The following is a 17,592-nucleotide window of genomic DNA, read 5'->3' as shown; positions in this document are numbered from 1 at the left end:
GTTGCCCTCACCGACCAACGGAGTGCGCTGACTTCCAGTTCTGGCCTCGAAAGTGGGCGTCATCGCACATCGTCCCGTGCCCGATCTCATGAGGAGGCGCACAGGTCAGACGGCTGGTTCGAGCGTCGGCTCGGTCCGGATGTCCCACATCCACGTGTTGCCGCTCAGGCCCCCGCGCTGCTCCACGTCGTTCCTCGGGGGACCTCCGGACCCCGCTCGGCACGACGCCGATCGGTGGGTCGGTAGCTTTCCCATGTGCCCGCACCGCTGAACACCGAGAACGTCCGTCGCGCCCCGAAGGTCCTGCTGCACGACCACCTGGACGGCGGGCTGCGGCCGCAGACGGTGCTCGACCTGGCCGACGAGGCCGGCTACCGGGACCTTCCGGCGTCGGACGCCGCGTCGCTCGGGCGCTGGTTCCGCGAGGCGGCGGACTCCGGCTCCCTCGTGCAGTACCTGGAGACGTTCGCGCACACCGTCGCCGTGATGCAGACCCCTGACGCCGTCGCACGCGTGGCCCGGGAGTGCGCGCTCGACCTCGCCGCCGACGGCGTCGTGTACGCCGAGGTGCGCATGGCCCCCGAGCTGCTCACCGGCGGGATGCCGATGGAGGCGGCGGTCGAGGCGATGCTCGACGGCTACGCGCAGGGCAGCCGGGACGCCGCCGCCTCGGGCACCCCCATCCGCATCGGCACGCTGCTGTGCGCCATGCGGCAGGAGGACCGCTGGGAGGAGGTCGCCGACCTCGTGGTCCGCTACCGCGACGCCGGCGTCGTCGGCTTCGACCTGGCCGGCCCGGAGGACGGGTTCCCGCCGGACCGCATCCCCGCCGCGCTCGCCCTGCTGGACCGCGCGAGGGCGCACCGGACCGTGCACGCGGGGGAGGCAGCCGGCATCGCCAGCATCGTGGCCGCGCTCGACGGCGCCGGAGCCGAGCGGCTCGGCCACGGCGTGCGGATCGCCGACGAGGTCGCCGCGGACGGCACGCTCGGCCCGGTCGCGCAGCGGGTCCGCGACGCCCAGGTCACCCTCGAGGTGGCGCCGTCGTCCAACGTGCAGACCGGCGCCTACTCCTCGCTCGCCGAGCACCCGGTGGACCGCCTGCACCGGCTCGGCTTCGCCGTCACGCTCAACACCGACAACCGGCTGATGAGCGGGGTGTCGGTGACCAGCGAGGTCACCGACGTCGCGACGACCTTCGGCTGGACGTGGGACGACGTGCAGACGGTCACCGAGCACGCGCTCGCCGGCGCGTTCCTGACGGACGACGGACGCCGGCGGCTGCTGGACGACGTCGTCCGCCCCGGGTACGCCGTGCTGCGGGGCTGACCCGTGGAGGTCCTGCTCGCCGAGGCGACCGGGCAGTCCTGGGACCGGCTGGCCGACCTCGGGGTGGCCTTCGCGCTCTCCGCGCTCATCGGGTTCGAGCGCGAGCTGCGGCACAAGGCGGCCGGTCTGCGCACGCTCACCATCGTGGGGTTCGCGGCGGCGCTGTTCATGGTGATCAGCCGTGCGGAGTTCGGCGACTCCCGCATCGCCGCCCAGGTGGTGTCCGGGCTGGGCTTCATCGGTGGCGGCCTGATCTTCGTGCGGCGGGATGCCGTCCGCGGGCTGACCACCGCGGCCGTCGTCTGGCTCACCGCGGCCGTCGGGATGGCCGCGGGGGCCGGGCTGTGGGCGTACGCCGCCGTCGCCACCGCCGGCCACCTGCTGATCGCCTACGCCTTCACCCCGCTGGCCCGGCGGCTCTCGGGGCGCGCGGCGCACGCGTACCCGCTGGTGCTGACCTACCGGGACGGGGAGGGCGTGCTGCGCCGGGCCCTCGCCGAGTGCACGCAGCAGGACTTCACGGTGCGGGACCTGGCGACCTCCCTCGAGGCCGAGCAGCGCAGCGGTGTCCCGCAGGCCACCGTGCGGCTGACGCTGGAGGGGACGGGCCCGGTCACGGCGCTCGCCGCCCGGCTCGCCGACCTCGAGGGGGTGCTGGCGGTCTCGGCCGGGCAGCAGGACGAGGACGCCGACTGACGCTGCCTCGGGTGGGAGCCGTCACGCCCGTTCGCGGGAATGGCCCCGTGATCTCCGCTGCTACGGTAGAGGCACCGGCACAAGGCCGGTCATCCTCCCGGACGGTCGGTCCGGGAACGAGCGCATCCGTGCAGATCCCGCGCCCCTCGGGCGCAGCTGATCGCCAAGTAGGACGCCGGCTCCCGCCGGGGCTCCTCCTCTTCCACGGGACGCGCTCCGAGCAGTATCGGAGCCCCACCCCGCATGACGTTGATCCACCCTGCCCCGATCGAGTCGAACGAGGCCGAGACCACCCCCGTCCAGGCGCCCGAGGCGCCGGCCGGCCCCACCTTCGGCCAGCTAGGGCTGCCCCAGCAGCTGGTGACCGCGCTCGAACGGCGCGACATCCGCCGTCCCTTCGCCATCCAGACCTCGGCCCTGCCCGACGCGCTCGCCGGGCGCGACGTGCTCGGCAAGGCCGCCACCGGCTCGGGCAAGACCCTGGCCTTCGGGCTGCCGCTGCTCGCGCGCCTCGGCGCCGAGGTGAAGCACGGCCGCCGCGCCCCGCGCGGGCTGGTCCTCGTGCCCACGCGCGAGCTCGCCCAGCAGGTGCACGACAACCTGGCCCCCCTCGGCCAGGCGACCGGCGTGCAGCTCGCCACCGTCTACGGTGGCGCGCCCATGTACCGCCAGATCCAGCAGCTCCGCCGCGGCGTGGACGTCATCATCGCCACCCCCGGCCGGCTGCAGGACCTGATCAGCCAGGGCGAGGCCACCCTCGCCGAGGTCGTCATCACCGTCCTCGACGAGGCCGACTTCATGGCCGACCTGGGCTTCCTCCCGGTCGTCAAGGAGCTGCTCGACCAGACCGCGGCCGACGCCCAGCGCCTGCTGTTCTCCGCGACGCTGGACGGCGAGGTCGACGCCCTGGTGCGCCGCTACCTCAAGGACCCGGCGCGGCACGAGGTCAAGCGCCCCGGGGACGACGCCCCGCCGGCCGAGCACCGCGCGTACACGCTGGCCTTCCGCGACAAGGTCGGGCTGACCAAGGAGCTGGCCCGCCGGCCGGGCCGGACGCTGATCTTCGTCCGCACCCAGCTGGGCGCCGACCGGCTCACCGAGCACCTGCTCGAGGCGGGCGTCGAGGCGGCGGCCATCCACGGCGGTCTCCCGCAGTCGGCCCGCAAGCGGGCGCTGGAGGCCTTCACCGACGCCCGGTCGCCGGTGCTGGTGGCCACCGACGTGGCCGCCCGCGGCATCCACGTCGACGACGTCTCGCTGGTCGTGCACTACGACCCGCCGGCGGACTCGAAGACCTACCTGCACCGGTCGGGCCGCACCGCCCGCGCCGGTGCCGCCGGTGTGGTCGTGTCGCTGCTGCTGCCCGACCAGGTCGGCCAGTCCAAGCGGCGCTTCCGCCAGGCCAAGGTCGACCCGGCTCTGCGCCGGGTGACCCCGGGCGACCAGGAGATCGCCGAGCTCGTCGCCAGCGGCGTGCACGTCGAGCCGGTCGAGCGCCCGGTCCGCGACTCGCGTCGCGCCGGTGGCCCCGGCGGCCGTCCGCGTCGCGAGGGCGACCGGCCCGGTGGCGGCCACCGCGGTGGCCCGCGCCGCTCCTACGGCGACCGCAACCGCTCCGGCGGTGAGCGGTCCGGCCGACCCGGCGGCAGCGACCGCCGGTTCGGCGGCGAGCGCTCGGCCCGCCCCCCGCGCCAGGGCTGACGCGCTCGCGCCGTCCTGGCTCAGCTCACGGGGTCCTGGCTCACTGTCGATCGTGAGCCAGGACCCTTGTTGATCAGGCGACCTGATCAACAAGGCGGAGGTGGCGGGTTCAGTCGCGGTGGACCAGCGCGCCGCCGACCGCCGCCACGACCTCGTCCCAGTCGGCGCGCAGCTGACCGGCCCCGGCGGCGTCCAGCGGCTCATCGGGCTGCCGCTCCGCGCGGGTCAGCGCCCGGCCGAGCGGCGCCGTCGGGGCGAGCAGCTCCTCGACCCGGGTCAGCCCCGCGTACTCGGCGAGGTCGCGCACGCCCTCGGCCGGCTGCACGAGGGCGCGGTGGGGCACCAGCCCGGCGGCGCCGTCGGCGACCTCGGCCAGCACCTCGGAGACCTCGGTGAGGTCGTAGCGGTCCTGCTCGGCGGGCAGCGGCAGCGTGTCGGTGTCGGCGACCTCGGGCCAGGAGGCGATCTCGACCAGGTCGTGCCGCTCGTTGCCGGCGCAGAAGCGCGCCAGGTCGGCGGGGGTGTCGAAGAGGAACACCTCGCCGTCGCGGCCGAGGAAGCGGGCGACGTCGTCGACGTAGCAGCGGAGGGTCACCCCCGAGCCCTCGGGGACGACGATCTCCACCGGCAGGATGCCGACGGCCTCCCAGAACTCCGCGGCGGCGGCGACCGCGGCAGGGGAGGCGGTCACCCGGCTGCCGCGCGCGATGGTGCTGACGCCCGGGCCGCCGGACACCGACGCGGCGGTCGCACCGGCGGGCTCGGCGTCGGCGACGTCGACCCGCCCGGCCGGCTCGTCGTCGGCGGCCATCTCGTCGTCGCCGGCCTCGGAGGCCGACGGGTACTCCACGACCGTGGCCGTCCCACCACCGGTCCAGTCGAAGTGGTCGGAGAGCTCCTCGACCACGTCTTCCCACAGCTCGTCGAAGACGCTGCCGACACCGATCCAGGCGTCCTCGCCGGAGCGCCCGGCGAAGGCCTCCACGCCCAGGCCCAGCGAGCCGATCTCCGGCTTGGCGGCGAACTCGGCGACGGCCTCGAACTGCTCCTCGTCGTCGTCCTCGTCGGTGGTGTCCAGGCACTCGGCCAGCCGGCTGACGATGTCGACGGTCGCGGCGAGCTCCTCCACCGCCCACCGGTCGGGGTTCTCGGCGGCGATGTCGTACACCCCGTCGAGGTCGTAGCGGTGGTCCTCGTCCGGGGTCAGGTCGGCCGCCGCCAGCCCCGCGACGACCGGCCACACCGGGTGGTCGGCGAGGTCGTGGTCGGTGCGCGTGCGGCAGAAGGCGGCGAGCTTCGCCGGCGTCGGGAAGAGGTGGACGGTCGCCGTGTCGTCCTCGGTGGTCCCGAGGAACGCCTGCCACTCCTCGCCGTCCTCCTCCCACGGCGGAGCCCACAGGGTGTACCCCGTGCGGTCGTCGAGGGTCAGTGCGATGGGGACGATGCTGGGCCTGGCCACCCGCCCATCCTGCCCTGTCGGCCCGGAGACGCACCTCCGGGCCGTGCCGCGGTCCTCAAAGGTTGATCATGTGGCCCGCGAGGCCGTGGATCGCCTCCTGCAGCCCCTCGCTGAGCGTGGGGTGGGCGTGCACGTTGCGGGCGAGCTCGGTGGCGGTGAGGTCCCACTTCTGCGCGAGCGTCAGCTCCGGGAGCAGCTCGGTGACCTCGGGGCCGACCAGGTGCCCGCCGAGCAGCTCGCCGTAGGTCTCGTCGGCGATCAGCTTGACGAAGCCCCCCGGCTCGGCGAGGCCCTGGGCCTTGCCGTTGGCGGTGAACGGGAACTGGGCGACCTTGATCTTCCAGCCTCGCTCGTCGGCCAGCTCGCGGGCCTGGGCCTCGGTGTAGCCGAAGCTGGCGACCTGCGGCGAGCAGAAGGTGGCCCGCGGCATCATCACGTAGTCCAGCTCCATCGTCTCCGCGCCGGCGATGGTCTCCGCGGCGACGACGCCCTGGGCCTCGGCCACGTGGGCGAGCATGAGCTTGGCGGTGACGTCGCCGATGGCGTAGACGTGCGGCACGTTGGTCCGCATCCGGTCGTCGATGGCGATCGCGCGGACGCGGTCGGTCAGCTCGACGCCCAGCTTCTCCAGGCCGTAGCCCTCGACGCGGGGGGTGAACCCGATCGCCTGCATGACCTTGTCCGCGTGCAGCTCGCGGGTGCCCTTGGCGTCGGAGACGGTGACCGTCACCTGGTCGCCCGTGTCGTCGATCCGCTCGACCTTGGTGGAGGTGAGCACCTCGACGCCGAGCTTGCGGTAGGCCTTGGCCAGCTCTTTGGAGACGGCGGCGTCCTCCAGCGGCAGCACCCGGTCGGCGTACTCGACGAGGGTGACCTGGACGCCGTAGTTGCGGAGCACGAAGGCGAACTCGACGCCGATCGCGCCGGCGCCGGCGATGACGATGCTGCGCGGCAGGTCGCGGCTGAGGATCTGCTCCTCGTAGGTGACGACCCGCTCGGAGAGCTCCGTGCCCGGCAGGAACCGGGTGTGCGCGCCGGTCGCGATGATCACGTTCTCGAAGGTGACGGTCTCCTCGCCACCGGCGTTCAGCGCGACCTGCAGGGTGTGCGGGTCGGTGAAGGTGCCCCGGCCGTCGAACTCGGTGATCCCGTTCTTCTTCATCAGGAAGTGCACGCCCTTGACCCGGCCGTCGGCCACCGTGCGGCTGCGGTCGAAGGCGGCGCCGAAGTCGAAGGAGACGTCGCCGGAGATGCCGAAGGTCTTCGCCTCGTCGCGCACCAGGTGGGCCAGCTCGGCGTTGCGCAGCAGCGCCTTGGAGGGGATGCAGCCCACGTTCAGGCAGACCCCGCCCCAGTACTGCGACTCGACCACCGCCACGCTCTTGCCGAGCTGGGCGGAGCGGATGGCGGCGACGTACCCACCAGGGCCGGCACCGAGGACGACGACGTCGAAATGAGGCACGGGCAGAGGGTAGTGCGACCTCGGCCGGTGCTCCCCGCGGAGGGCACCGGCCGCCGATCAGACGCCCATCGGGTGCCAGGAGAAGGACCCCGTCCCTCTCACCGCTCGCAGGCTCGCGGCGAGCCTCCGGACGGGGCCTCACACGCCCATCGGATGCCAGACTGTTTTGGTCTCGAGGAACGGTGTCATGCGGGACAGGCCGGGGTCGGCGGTCCAGTCCGGCTCGGTGACCGGCGGCCGGACGACCCGCTTGATGGTGCCGGCGGCCTCCCGCTCGAACTCCATCGCGCGGCCGGCCGGGGCGCCGGTGAGGTCGATGGCGTCGACGTCGGCGTGCTCGGCCAGCCACGGGCCCAGCTCCTCGGCGTCGCCGGTGAGCAGGTTGACCACGCCGCCGGGGACGTCGCTGGTCGCCAGCACCTCGCCGAGGGTGACGGCCGGGAGCGGCCGCTCCTGCGAGGTGACGACGACGGCGGTGCAGCCGGTGGCGAGCACCGGCGCGAGCACGCTGACCAGGCCCAGCAGGCTGGACTGCTGCGGCGCCAGGACGGCGACCACACCGGTCGGCTCGGGCAGGCTGAAGTCGAAGTACGGGCCGGCGACCGGGTTGGCCCCGCCGAGGACGGAGGCGAGCTTGTCGGTCCACCCGGCGTACCAGACCCAGCGGTCGATGGCGGCGTCGACGGCGGCCCGGGCCTTGCCCGACGACAGCCCCTCGCCGGCGGCGACCTCCTCGCAGAACTGGACGTGCCGGCCCTCCATCACCTCGGCCACCCGGTAGAGCACCTGGCCGCGGTTGTAGGCGGTGGCGCCCGACCACTTCGGGAAGGCGCCGCGCGCGGCCACCACGGCGTCGCGGGCGTCCTTGCGGGAGGCCCGGGAGGCATTGGCGAGGAAGTGGCCCTTGGCGTCGGTGACCGCGTAGGTGCGGCCGCTCTCCGAGCGCGGGAACGCGCCCCCCACGTAGAGCTTGTAGGTCTTCCGGACGGCGAGCCGGTCGTTGCCGATCACTGGTCAGCACCCTTCAGGTACGCGGCCAGCCCGTGCCGGCCGCCCTCGCGGCCGTAGCCGGACTGCTTGTAGCCGCCGAAGGGCGACGTCGGGTCGAACTTGTTGAAGGTGTTGGCCCACACCACGCCGGCGCGCAGCTGGTCGGCGATCTTGAGGATCCGCGAGCCCTTCTCGCTCCAGATCCCCGCCGACAGCCCGTAGGTGGAGTTGTTCGCCTTGGCGACCGCCTCGTCCGGCGTGCGGAAGGTGAGCACGCTGAGGACCGGACCGAACACCTCGTCGCGGGCGATGCGGTGGGCGGGGGAGACGTCGGTGAAGATCGTCGGCGGGAACCAGTAGCCGCGCTCGGGCAGCGCGCAGGCCGGCTGCCAGCGCTGGGCGCCCTCGGCCTCGCCGATGTCCGACAGCTCCCGGATGCGGGCGAGCTGCTCGGCCGAGTTGATCGCGCCGATGTCGGTGTTCTTGTCCAGCGGGTCGCCGACCCGCAGCGTGCCGATCCGGCGCTGCAGGGAGGCGATCACCTCGTCGTGGACCGACTCCTGCACGAGCAGGCGCGAGCCGGCGCAGCAGACGTGCCCCTGGTTGAAGAAGATGCCCTGGACGATCCCCTCGACGGCCTGGTCGATCGGGGCGTCGTCGAACACGATGTTCGCCGCCTTGCCGCCGAGCTCGAGGGTCAGCTTCTTGCGGGTACCCGCGACCGCGCGGGCGATGGAGCGGCCCACCTCGGTGGAGCCGGTGAACGCGACCTTGTCGACGTCGTCGTGCTCGACGACCGCCCGGCCGGTGTCCCCGGCGCCGGTGACGATGTTGACCACGCCGGCCGGGAGGTCGGCCTGGCGGCAGACCTCGGCGAACAGCAGCGCGGTGAGCGGGGTGGTCTCGGCCGGCTTGAGGACGACGGTGTTGCCGGTCGCCAGCGCCGGGGCGACCTTCCACGCCAGCATGAGCAGCGGGAAGTTCCACGGGATGACCTGGCCGGCCACGCCGAGCGGCTTGGGCGCCGGACCGAGGCCCGCGTGCTCGAGCTTGTCCGCCCAGCCCGCGTGGTAGAAGAAGTGCGCCGCCGCCAGGGGGACGTCGACGTCGCGGGACTCCCGGATCGGCTTGCCGTTGTCCAGCGACTCCAGGACGGCGAACTCCCGCGCCCGCTCCTGCAGCAGCCGGGCGATGCGGAAGAGGTACTTGCCACGGTCGGCGGGGCGCATCGGGCCCCAGGTCTTCTCGAAGGCCCTGCGGGCGGCGCGGACGGCGCGGTCGACGTCGGCCTCGCTCGCGGCGGAGACCTCGGTGAGGACCTCCTCGGTGGCCGGGTTGACCGTCTTGAAGGGCTCGCCGGTGCCGTCGACGAACTCGCCGTCGACGAACAGGCCGTAGGAGGGGGCGATGTTCACGATCGAGCGTGACTCGGGGGCGGGGGCGTACTCGAACACGGACATCGGGATCAGTCCACCGTGACGTAGTCGGGGCCGGAGTAGTGGCCGGTGCGCAGCTTCTGCCGCTGCAGCAGGAGGTCGTTGAGCAGGCTGGACGCGCCGAAGCGGAACCAGTCGGGGTCCAGCCAGTCGGGGCCGGCCGTCTCGTTGATCATCACGAGGTGCTTGACGGCGTCCTTCGTCGTCTTGATGCCTCCTGCGGGCTTGAAGCCGACCTGGCGGCCGGTGGCGATGCGGAAGTCGCGGACCGCCTCGAGCATCACCAGGCCCACCGGCAGCGTCGCCGCCGGGTTCACCTTGCCGGTGGAGGTCTTGATGAAGTCGCCGCCCGCGAGCATGGCGATCCAGGAGGCGCGGCGGACGTTGTCCAGCGTCTTGAGCTCGCCGGTCTCCAGGATGACCTTGAGGTGCGCGTCGCCGCAGGCCTCCTTGACCGCGACGATCTCCTCGTAGACGTCGAGGTAGCGGCCGCGGAGGAACGCGCCGCGGTCGATGACCATGTCGATCTCGTCGGCGCCGTTCTCCACGGCGTCCCGGACGTCGGCGAGCTTCACCGCACGGCTGGCCCGGCCGCTGGGGAAGGCGGTCGCGACGGCGGCGACGTGGATGCCGGTGCCCTCGAGCGCCTTCCGGGCTACGCCGGCGAGGTCGCCGTAGACGCAGACGGCCGCGACCCTCGGGCAGCTCGGGTCACCCGGGTCGGGCTGCTTGGCCTTCGCGGCCAGGCTGCGCACCTTCCCCGGGGTGTCGGCGCCCTCCAGGGTGGTCAGGTCGACCATCGAGATGGCGGTGTCGATCGCCCACGCCTTCGAGGTCGTCTTGATCGACCGGGTGCCCAACTGCGCCGCGCGCGCCTCGGCGCCGACCTGGTCCACGCCGGGGAGGCCGTGCAGGAAGGCGCGGAACGCCGCGTCGGAGCGGGTCACGTCGTCGTACGGCGGCAACGGCGCGTGCACCGCGGGGGTCGCCCCGGGCAGCGCGTCGGGGTCGAGCACGTGGGTCATGCGGCCATTCTCCACTGGCGGTGGCCCCCGCCCGACCCCGCTCACCCGCGGTGGGGGTGCGGCGGACCGGGCGTCGTCCCTCCGGCGGACATCCGGGGCGGCGGGATGTCCGCGTGGGGGACACCGCCTCCCGCCGTCGGGGGTGGGGGAGGGGCGCACCGCGGCCGCGCCGGGCGTCATCCCTCCGGCCGACATCCGGGGCGGTGGGATGTCCGCGTGGGGACACCGCTTCCCGCCGTCGGGGGTGGGGGAGGGGCGCACCGCGGCCGCGCCGGGGTGCATCCGCGCCGTCCGGAGCGTCGCGTCCGGGCGGCCGGTCCCGGCGGGAGCCCGTCCTGCCCCGCCGGTGCCGATACGGTGTCCGGCGTGCAGCTCACCGTCGTCGACCACCCGCTGGCCCGTGCCCGTCTGTCCCGGATGCGCGACGAGCGCACGGACAACGCCATGTTCCGCGCCGCGCTCCGCGAGCTGACGCAGATGCTGGTCTACGAGGCCACCCGCGACCTCGCCATCGCCGAGGAGCCGATCACCACCCCGGTCACCACGACCACCGGCTACCGGCTGGCTGCCCCGCCGCTCATCGTGCCCGTGCTCCGGGCCGGCCTCGGGATGGCGGACACCGCGCACGGGATGCTGCCGGAGTCGCAGATGGGCTTCGTCGGGCTCGCCCGCAACGAGGAGACCTTCCAGCCCGAGGCCTACATGGCCTCGCTGCCCGAGACCCTGGTCGGCCGCGACGTCTTCGTCCTCGACCCGATGCTCGCCACCGGCGGCTCGCTCGTGCACTGCTGCGAGCTGCTCACCGCCCGCGGCACGACGTCGATCACCGTGCTGTGCGCCCTCGCCGCGCCCGACGGGCTCCGCCGTCTCGAGGAGAGCGGCCTGCCGCTGCGGGTCTTCACCGCGAGCGTCGACGAGGGCCTCAACGACAAGGCCTACATCGTCCCGGGCCTCGGCGACGCCGGCGACCGCCAGTTCGGCGCGGTCTGACCGTGCGCTTCGGGGTCCTCGGCACCGGCCACTGGGCCAGGGCCGTGCACGCCACGGCGCTGGCCGCCCACCCGGCGGCGGAGCTGGCCGGGGTGTGGGGCCGCGACGCCGGGCGGGCGGAGGCGCTGGGAGCGGAGTTCGAGGTCCCCGGCTACGCGGACGTCGACGCGCTGCTGGCCGACGTCGACGCCGTCGCCGTCGCGCTGCCGCCGCACGTCCAGGCGCCGCTCGCGGTGCGTGCGGCCGAGGCGGGCAAGCACCTGCTCCTGGAGAAGCCGATCGCGCTGGACGTCGCCGCGGCCGACCGGGTGGTCGATGCGGTGCGCGCGGCCGGGATCGCCTCCGTCGTCTTCTTCACCTTCCGCTTCCAGACGGCGACCTCCACCTGGCTGACCCAGGCCGCGCGCACCCGCCTCGCCGGGGGAGCGGGTTCCTGGCTCTCCTCGCTCGCCGGCACCCCGTTCGCGGCCTCGCCCTGGCGCCAGGAGCACGGGGCGCTGTGGGACATCGGCCCGCACGCGCTGTCGGTGCTGGTGCCCGCGCTCGGGCCGGTCGTCTCCGTCCAGGCCGGGGCCGGGCTGCTCGACACCGTCCACCTGGTGCTCACCCACGAGTCGGGGACGGCCTCGACGCTGACGCTGTCGCACACGGTGGCGCCCATGTCGGCCGGCATCGAGTTCTACGTGCACGGCGACGCCGGCCGGCTGGTCCTGCTGCCCGACCTCGAGGCCCCGGTCGAGGCGTTCACCGTCGCCGTCGACGAGCTGACCGCCGCCGCCGTCGCCGGTGGCATCCACCCGTGCGACGTGGGCTTCGGCCGGGACGTCGTCGCCGTCCTCGCGACGGCCGCCCGCGCGCTGGACTCCGGCCGCCGCGAGCCCGTCGGCGCCTGACGGGTCGCCGTCAGCGGCGGGTCACCCCGTGGCGGAGCATGACGGTCCCGTTGCCGAACCGTCGCGTCTCGAGCAGCTCCAGGGCCGTGAGGGCGTCGGCCTCCCCGAAGAGCCGCCGGCCGCGGCCGAGCAGGACGGGCGCCACGAAGAGCCGGTACTCGTCGACGAGGTCCAGCCGGCGGAAGGTCGCGGCGAGGTCCGGCCCGCCGAGCACCATCTCGCCGCCGGGGAGCTCCTGGAGCGCCCGGATCTCGTCCGGGTCGACCTCGTGCCGCACCTCGGTGGCCCACGGCACCTCGTCGCGGGTGCGGGAGAACACGATCTTCGGCATGGCCCGCCAGATGCCGGCGAACTCCTTCTCCGGCGCCGAGGCTGCCGGGTCCTCGTCGGCCGTCGGCCAGTACGCGGCCATCAGCTCCTGGGTGACCCGGCCCTCGAGGAAGGCGCTCGCCGTCGCCAGTTGCGCGTTCATGTGGCTGTGCAGCTCCTCGTCGACGAGGTGCCAGCTGATGTCGTGGTCAGGGCCCTCGAAGAACCCGTCGAGGGACACCGACAGGTGGACGACGATCTTCCGCATGCTTCCTCCGCTCGTGGCCGGACCAGGCAGGGAGGAGACCGCCCACGGGGGCGGAACTCATCGGTGTCAAAGCCCGAGCGCCGCCGACATCTCCGCGCGCAGCTGGTCGAGCTCGTCGGCACCGCGGCCGCGGGCGGCGATCAGCCCGGCGTCGTCGTGCACGGGGACGACCGTCTCCAGGTAGGCCTTGAGCTTGGGCTCGGTGCCGCTGGGCCGGACGATCACCCGCACGCCGTCGCCCAGCAGCCGGACGGCGTCCACCGGCGGCGTCCCGAGCGCCAGGTCGGCGGACTCCACGGGGCGGCCGAGCAGCGTCGCCGGCGCCGCCGAGCGCAGCCGGGCCATCGCCCCGGAGATGACCGAGAGGTCCTCCACCCGCACCGACAGCTGCCCGGTGGCGAACAGCCCGTGCTCCCGGGCCAGCTCGTCCAGCCGGTCGAGCAGCGTGCGGCCGTCGGCCTGGAGCTCCGCGGCCAGCAGCGCGACGGCGGCTGCTGCGGAGATGCCGTCCTTGTCCCGCACCACCGACGGCGCCACCGAGTAGCCCAGCGCCTCCTCGTAGCCGTACACCAGCGGCGCCGCGTCCGAGCCGGCCCGCATGATCCACTTGAACCCGGTCGGGGTCTCCTCCGACGGCACCCCGTGCGACTCGGCGACGACGTGCATCAGCGAGCCGCTCACCAGCGACGACGCGTACGTCCCGCGCACCCCGCGGCGCAGCAGCCAGTCGGCCAGCAGCGCCCCCACCTCGTCGCCGGTCAGCTGCCGGCCACCGACGACCACCGAGCAGCGGTCGGCGTCGGGGTCCTGCGCGATCGCGACGTCGGCACCGGACCGCTCGGCCAGCGCGGTGAGCAGGTCCACCGCCCCGGGCTCCTCCGGGTTCGGGAAGGCGACCGTCGGGAACGCCGGGTCGGGGCGGTCCTGCTCGGGCACGCCGGTCGGCTCCGCGAAGCCCGCCGCGGCGAACACCAGCCGGGTCGTCGACGCGCCCACCCCGTGCATGGCGGTGTAGGCCACGCGCAGCGCGGCCCGGTCGGCGGCCGGCACCCTCTCCGGGTCGAGCGCCCGCACGACCGCGGCCACGTACCCGGTGAGGACGTCGTCGTCCAGGACCCCGTGCCCGCCGGCCAGCGGGATCTCCCGCGCCGGGCCGACGGCGGCGATCGCGGCCTCGATCTCCCGGTCGGCCGGTGGCACCAGCTGGGCGCCGCCGCCCAGGTAGAGCTTGTAGCCGTTGTCCTCGGGCGGGTTGTGGCTGGCGGTGACCATCACGCCGGCCACCGCGCCGAGGTGGCGGACGGCGAAGGCCAGCACCGGCGTGGGCAGCGGCCGCGGCATCAGCTGCACCCGGAAGCCCAGCGCCGAGAACACCTGGGCCGAGAGGGAGGCGAACTCGTCCGACCGCCGTCGGGCGTCGAAGCCGATCGCGACCGTCCCGCCCTCGGAACCGGTGTCCAGCAGGTACCGGCCCACCCCGGCCGCGGCGCGCAGCACCATGGCGGCGTTCATCCCGGCCGGCCCGGCCCGCAGCGGGCCGCGGAGCCCCGCCGTCCCGAAGGTCAGCGGACCGGCGAAGCGGCGGGCGAGCTCCGCGGTGTCCCCGGCGTCGACCAGCGCCAGGATCTCGGCGCGGTCGCCCTCGTGCGGGTCGGCTCCGGCCCAGGCGCGGGCGGTCTCGAGCAGGTCCTGCGTCATGCCGTGAAGTGCTCCGCGTCGAAGTCGGCGGTCGTGTACTCGCCGCCGACCCGGCGGTGCACCGGGTCGGCGAGGTCGGGCTCGCCGTGGGCGGCCACCAGCGCGGCGGCGTACCCCTCGGCGTCGTCGGTGGGCCGGTAGCCCAGCGCCTCGGCGGCGGAGAGATCCCACCAGCGGCGGGTGTTGTCCGACACCCCCCAGACCACGCGGAAGCCGGGCGACGGTGCCCGCAGTGCGGCGTCGACCAGCGCGACGGTGTCGGCGGGGGAGAGCCAGGTGGAGAGCTGGCGGGTGGTGGTCGGCTCGGCGAAGGCGCTGCCGATCCGCAGGCAGACGACGTCCAGGCCGTAGCGGTCGGCGTACAGCGAGCCCAGCGCCTCCATCGCGACCTTCGAGACCCCGTAGTAGGTGTCCGGGCGCGGGGGCGCGTCCTCCTCGCGGAGCAGGCCGCCGTCGGGACGCTCGGTCCAGCCCGACGCGTGGTTGCTGCTGGCCAGCACGACGCGCGGGACGCCGGCCCGCCGGGCGGCCTCCAGCGCGCAGTAGGTGCCCTCGATGTTGGCGTGCGAGATCGCCGCCCAGGTCGACTCCCCGGCGATCCCGGCGAGGTGGACGACGGCGGACGCGCCGCGGGCGGCGCCGGTCATCGCGGCCAGGTCGGTGGCGTCGGCGACCAGGTGCTCCTCGCCGGGCCGGGGCTCGGGCACCGCGACGACGTCGAGGCTGCGCACCGCCCAGCCGCGCTCGGGCAGCCCGCCGCGCAGGACCGTGCCGATCCGCCCGGCCGCGCCGGTGACCAGGACCGGACCGGTCACGGTGCCCCCTGGTCCGCTGCCGCGGACCGCTCCGCTCCTCGCTCGTTCCTCGCTGCGATGCTCACGGTCCTGTCCGCTCACGGCAGCCGCCCGATGAGCTCCACGAGGAACTGCCCGAGCCGTCCCGCGGCCGCCCGGCCGGCGGTGATGACCTCGTCGGCGTCCAGCTTCTCGCCGGTGACCCCCGCGGCGGCGTTGGTGACCAGCGAGAGGCCGAAGACCTCCAGGCCGGCGGCGTGCGCGGCGATCGCCTCCAGCGCGGTGGACATGCCGACCAGGTCCGCGCCGAGCGTGCGCAGCATCCGGATCTCGGCCGGCGTCTCGTAGTGCGGCCCGGGCAGCGCGGCGTAGACGCCCTCGGCCAGGCCCGGGTCGAGCTCCCTGGCGATCGCGCGCAGTCGCGAGGAGTAGAGGTCGGTGAGGTCGACGAAGTGCGCGCCCACGAGCGGGGAGCGGGCGGTCAGGTTGAGGTGGTCGGAGATGACGACCGCCTGGCCCACCCGGTGCTCGGGGGCCAGCCCGCCGGCGGCGTTGGTGAGGACGACCGTCTTCACGCCCGCGGCGGCCGCCGTCCGCACGCCGTGGACGACCGGCTCCACGCCGCGGCCCTCGTAGAAGTGGGTGCGGCCGAGGAAGAGCAGGACCTTGCGGTCGCCCACGCGCACCGAACGGACCTGGCCGCCGTGCCCGACCGCGGTGGGGGCGGCGAACCCGGGCAGGTCGCCGATCGCCACGGTGGCGGCCGCCTCGCCGAAGGCGTCGGCTGCGGGGGCCCAGCCGGAGCCCATGACGACGGCGACGTCGTGCGGGCCGCCGAGCGCGGTGGTCAGGGCGTCGGCCGCCTGCGCGGCCAGGGCGGTGGGGTCGGTTCCGGGGAGCTCGCTCACGCGGGGACGCTAGCGCAGCGGGCCCTGGGCCGCCGTGGCACTCGTGCCCCACCGGTCCCTGCCGGAGAGGGGCAGCCGCGTGTCGGTTCCTCGCCGCACCACCGGATCAGCAGCATGTCGCCCGTGCAGCGCATCGACATCGACGGCGTCCCCGTGTTCGCCGCGCCCGGGCCCCAGCGGGTGACGGCCGCCCTGGCCTTCGGGGTGGGCGTCCGCGACGAGACCTACGCGACCCTGGGCGTGACCCACCTGGTCGAGCACCTGGTGATGGGGTCGCTGCCCAAGTCGCACCTCGAGTGCAACGCGATGGTCGACACCGAGATGACCGTCTTCCACGCGACCGGGCGCCCGCACGCGGTGCTGGCCTTCCTCGCCGGTATCTGCGCCGCGCTCGCCGACCTCCCGGTGCACCGCATCGCCCAGGAGGTGGGCGTGCTGGAGGCCGAGAACTGCGCCGGCGCCCACCCGACGGCCGCCGCGCTCTGGGCGGCCCGCTTCCGGCTGACCGGCCCGGGGATCGCGCTCGCCGGCGGTGGCGTGCCGGTCGGGCTCGGCGAGGACGTCGTCCGGGCGCACGCCCGGCGCTGGTTCGTGCGCGGCAACGCCGCCCTGGTGTGGCACGGCGAGCTGCCGGCGGAGCTGCGGCTCCCGCTGCCCGAGGGCCCGCGGCCCCAGCGGCCGGAGCCGGTGCGGCGCGAGCAGGCGGGTCCGGTCTGGATGCGCGGTCCGGTCGCCGGGGTCGGGCTCCTGGTGACCGCCGGCGACCAGCGGGACGCCGCCGTCGGCGCCGGGCTGGACGTGCTCGTCCAGCGGCTGCGCGACGTCGCGCGGCACGAGCGCGGGCTGAGCTACCACGCCGACCTCGAGATCGCCGACGTCGCCCCCGGTCAGCGCGAGGTGGCCGTGCTCGTGGACGCCCGCGAGGGCGAGGAGGGCGCCGTGGCGCGGGTGCTCTGGGAGCAGTTCCTCGGCCTCGTCGACCACGGCCCGTCGGCGGCGGAGCTGGCGCACGCCGTCGAGGGGTACGCCGAGGACCTCGACAAGGGCGACGAGACGGTGCTGGGCGAGCTGACCCGGGCGGCCTTCTGCAGCCTCTTCGACCTGCCCTTCCGGTCCGGCGCCGACGGGCTCGCCGCCTGGCGCGAGGTCACGCGGCAGCAGGTGTCCGAGGCCCTGCGCCGCGCGGTGCCGACGGCGGTGCTCGTGCTGCCCGAAGGCGCGGATCCGGGCCCGCTCGCCGGGGGGATCGAGCCCCGCACCCTGTGCGACCACGTCCCGGAGCTCCCGAAGGGCACCACCTTCCGGCCCCCGCTGCTGGCCCGGGCGCTCACCAGGGAGGCGCGGCTGCGGCTGGTGGTCGGGGACGACTTCCTCGCGCACGGCGACTCCGGCGGCGACGGGCACGTCATCCCCTGGACGCAGGTGGAGGCGGCGGTGCCGGCGGCCGAGGGGGAGGGCGTGTTCGTCGTCGGGCGCAACCTCTGCGGGATCGACGTCCACGAGAACCTCTACGGCCGCAAGGCGGTCGACCTGGTCCGCGCCCGGCTGCCGCGCTCCGCGTGGGTCGTGCCGGCACCGCGGGCCGGTGAGCCCGGCAGCACCGTGCCCGCCGGGGGATGAGGGGCGCCGCCGGG

Annotated in this window: 15 protein-coding genes; 6 read left to right on the top strand and 9 right to left on the bottom strand. The window is 74.8% G+C overall.

The features are described from left to right. Positions 1-255: 255 nt before the first annotated feature. The 3 genes from BMW62_RS01345 (at position 256) to BMW62_RS01335 (ending at position 3,726) form a co-directional block, all read left to right on the top strand. Positions 256-1,329 (top strand): adenosine deaminase, encoded by a 1,074-nt coding sequence (locus tag BMW62_RS01345; protein WP_091929017.1) that lies wholly within the window; start codon positions 256-258, stop codon positions 1,327-1,329. A 3-nt stretch (positions 1,330-1,332) separates the two neighbouring features. Beyond that, positions 1,333-2,025: an MgtC/SapB family protein gene (locus tag BMW62_RS01340; protein WP_211434926.1), complete on the top strand. Its 693-nt coding sequence runs from the start codon at positions 1,333-1,335 to the stop codon at positions 2,023-2,025. A 243-nt stretch (positions 2,026-2,268) separates the two neighbouring features. Further along, positions 2,269-3,726, top strand: a complete 1,458-nt coding sequence (locus BMW62_RS01335) for a DEAD/DEAH box helicase (protein WP_091929016.1) — start codon at positions 2,269-2,271, stop codon at positions 3,724-3,726. A gap of 109 nt (positions 3,727-3,835) precedes the next feature. Here the strand turns inward: BMW62_RS01335 and BMW62_RS01330 are convergent, their stop codons facing one another. The 5 genes from BMW62_RS01330 to deoC form a co-directional block, all read right to left on the bottom strand. Beyond that, a complete protein-coding gene (locus tag BMW62_RS01330; RefSeq protein WP_091929015.1) occupies positions 3,836-5,185 on the bottom strand; it encodes a hypothetical protein in 1,350 nt (449 codons plus the stop codon). A 55-nt stretch (positions 5,186-5,240) separates the two neighbouring features. Further along, the gene (lpdA, locus tag BMW62_RS01325; protein WP_091929014.1) at positions 5,241-6,647 is read right to left on the bottom strand and encodes a dihydrolipoyl dehydrogenase; all 1,407 of its coding nucleotides are present in this window, start codon (positions 6,645-6,647) and stop codon (positions 5,241-5,243) included. Between the two features lie 138 nt (positions 6,648-6,785). Next, on the bottom strand, positions 6,786-7,658 hold the full coding sequence (locus BMW62_RS01320) for an aldehyde dehydrogenase family protein (RefSeq protein ID WP_244523768.1): 873 nt from the start codon (positions 7,656-7,658) through the stop codon (positions 6,786-6,788). Further along, the gene (locus BMW62_RS01315; protein WP_211434925.1) at positions 7,655-9,097 is read right to left on the bottom strand and encodes an aldehyde dehydrogenase family protein; all 1,443 of its coding nucleotides are present in this window, start codon (positions 9,095-9,097) and stop codon (positions 7,655-7,657) included. Before BMW62_RS01315 ends, BMW62_RS01320 begins: the two co-directional genes overlap by 4 nt. A gap of 5 nt (positions 9,098-9,102) precedes the next feature. Continuing rightward, positions 9,103-10,098, bottom strand: a complete 996-nt coding sequence (deoC, locus tag BMW62_RS01310; RefSeq protein ID WP_091929013.1) for a deoxyribose-phosphate aldolase — start codon at positions 10,096-10,098, stop codon at positions 9,103-9,105. Positions 10,099-10,464: 366 nt separating this feature from the next. Between deoC and upp the strand changes: the two genes are divergently transcribed. Both upp and BMW62_RS01300 read left to right on the top strand, forming a co-directional pair. After that, positions 10,465-11,088, top strand: coding sequence for a uracil phosphoribosyltransferase (upp, locus tag BMW62_RS01305; protein WP_091929166.1), 624 nt, complete (start codon positions 10,465-10,467; stop codon positions 11,086-11,088). Between the two features lie 2 nt (positions 11,089-11,090). Further along, complete coding sequence (locus BMW62_RS01300; RefSeq protein WP_091929012.1) at positions 11,091-11,981, top strand: Gfo/Idh/MocA family protein; 891 nt, start codon at positions 11,091-11,093, stop codon at positions 11,979-11,981. Positions 11,982-11,991: 10 nt separating this feature from the next. Here BMW62_RS01300 and BMW62_RS01295 read toward each other — a convergent pair whose 3' ends face one another. From BMW62_RS01295 to BMW62_RS01280, 4 genes are all read right to left on the bottom strand, one after another. Then, a complete protein-coding gene (locus tag BMW62_RS01295) occupies positions 11,992-12,558 on the bottom strand; it encodes a dihydrofolate reductase family protein (RefSeq protein WP_091929011.1) in 567 nt (188 codons plus the stop codon). A gap of 66 nt (positions 12,559-12,624) precedes the next feature. Next, positions 12,625-14,256, bottom strand: a complete 1,632-nt coding sequence (locus BMW62_RS01290) for a phospho-sugar mutase (RefSeq protein WP_091929010.1) — start codon at positions 14,254-14,256, stop codon at positions 12,625-12,627. Then, positions 14,253-15,071 carry an NAD-dependent epimerase/dehydratase family protein gene (locus BMW62_RS01285; protein ID WP_091929009.1) on the bottom strand — a complete coding sequence of 273 codons (819 nt, stop codon included), beginning with the start codon at positions 15,069-15,071 and terminating at the stop codon, positions 14,253-14,255. The genes BMW62_RS01290 and BMW62_RS01285 overlap by 4 nt, the downstream gene beginning before the upstream one ends. 77 nt (positions 15,072-15,148) lie before the next feature. Beyond that, positions 15,149-15,958, bottom strand: coding sequence for a purine-nucleoside phosphorylase (locus BMW62_RS01280; RefSeq protein WP_091929008.1), 810 nt, complete (start codon positions 15,956-15,958; stop codon positions 15,149-15,151). Between the two features lie 123 nt (positions 15,959-16,081). Here BMW62_RS01280 and BMW62_RS01275 point away from each other — a divergent pair, with 123 nt between their 5' ends. After that, a complete protein-coding gene (locus tag BMW62_RS01275; RefSeq protein ID WP_139206157.1) occupies positions 16,082-17,578 on the top strand; it encodes an insulinase family protein in 1,497 nt (498 codons plus the stop codon). Positions 17,579-17,592 lie beyond the last annotated feature (14 nt).

Source organism: Blastococcus sp. DSM 46786 (assembly GCF_900109665.1).
Lineage (GTDB): Bacteria > Actinomycetota > Actinomycetes > Mycobacteriales > Geodermatophilaceae > Blastococcus > Blastococcus carthaginiensis.
The sequence above is the reverse complement of the archived record's forward strand: the minus strand, read 5'-3'. Positions and strand labels throughout refer to the sequence as shown.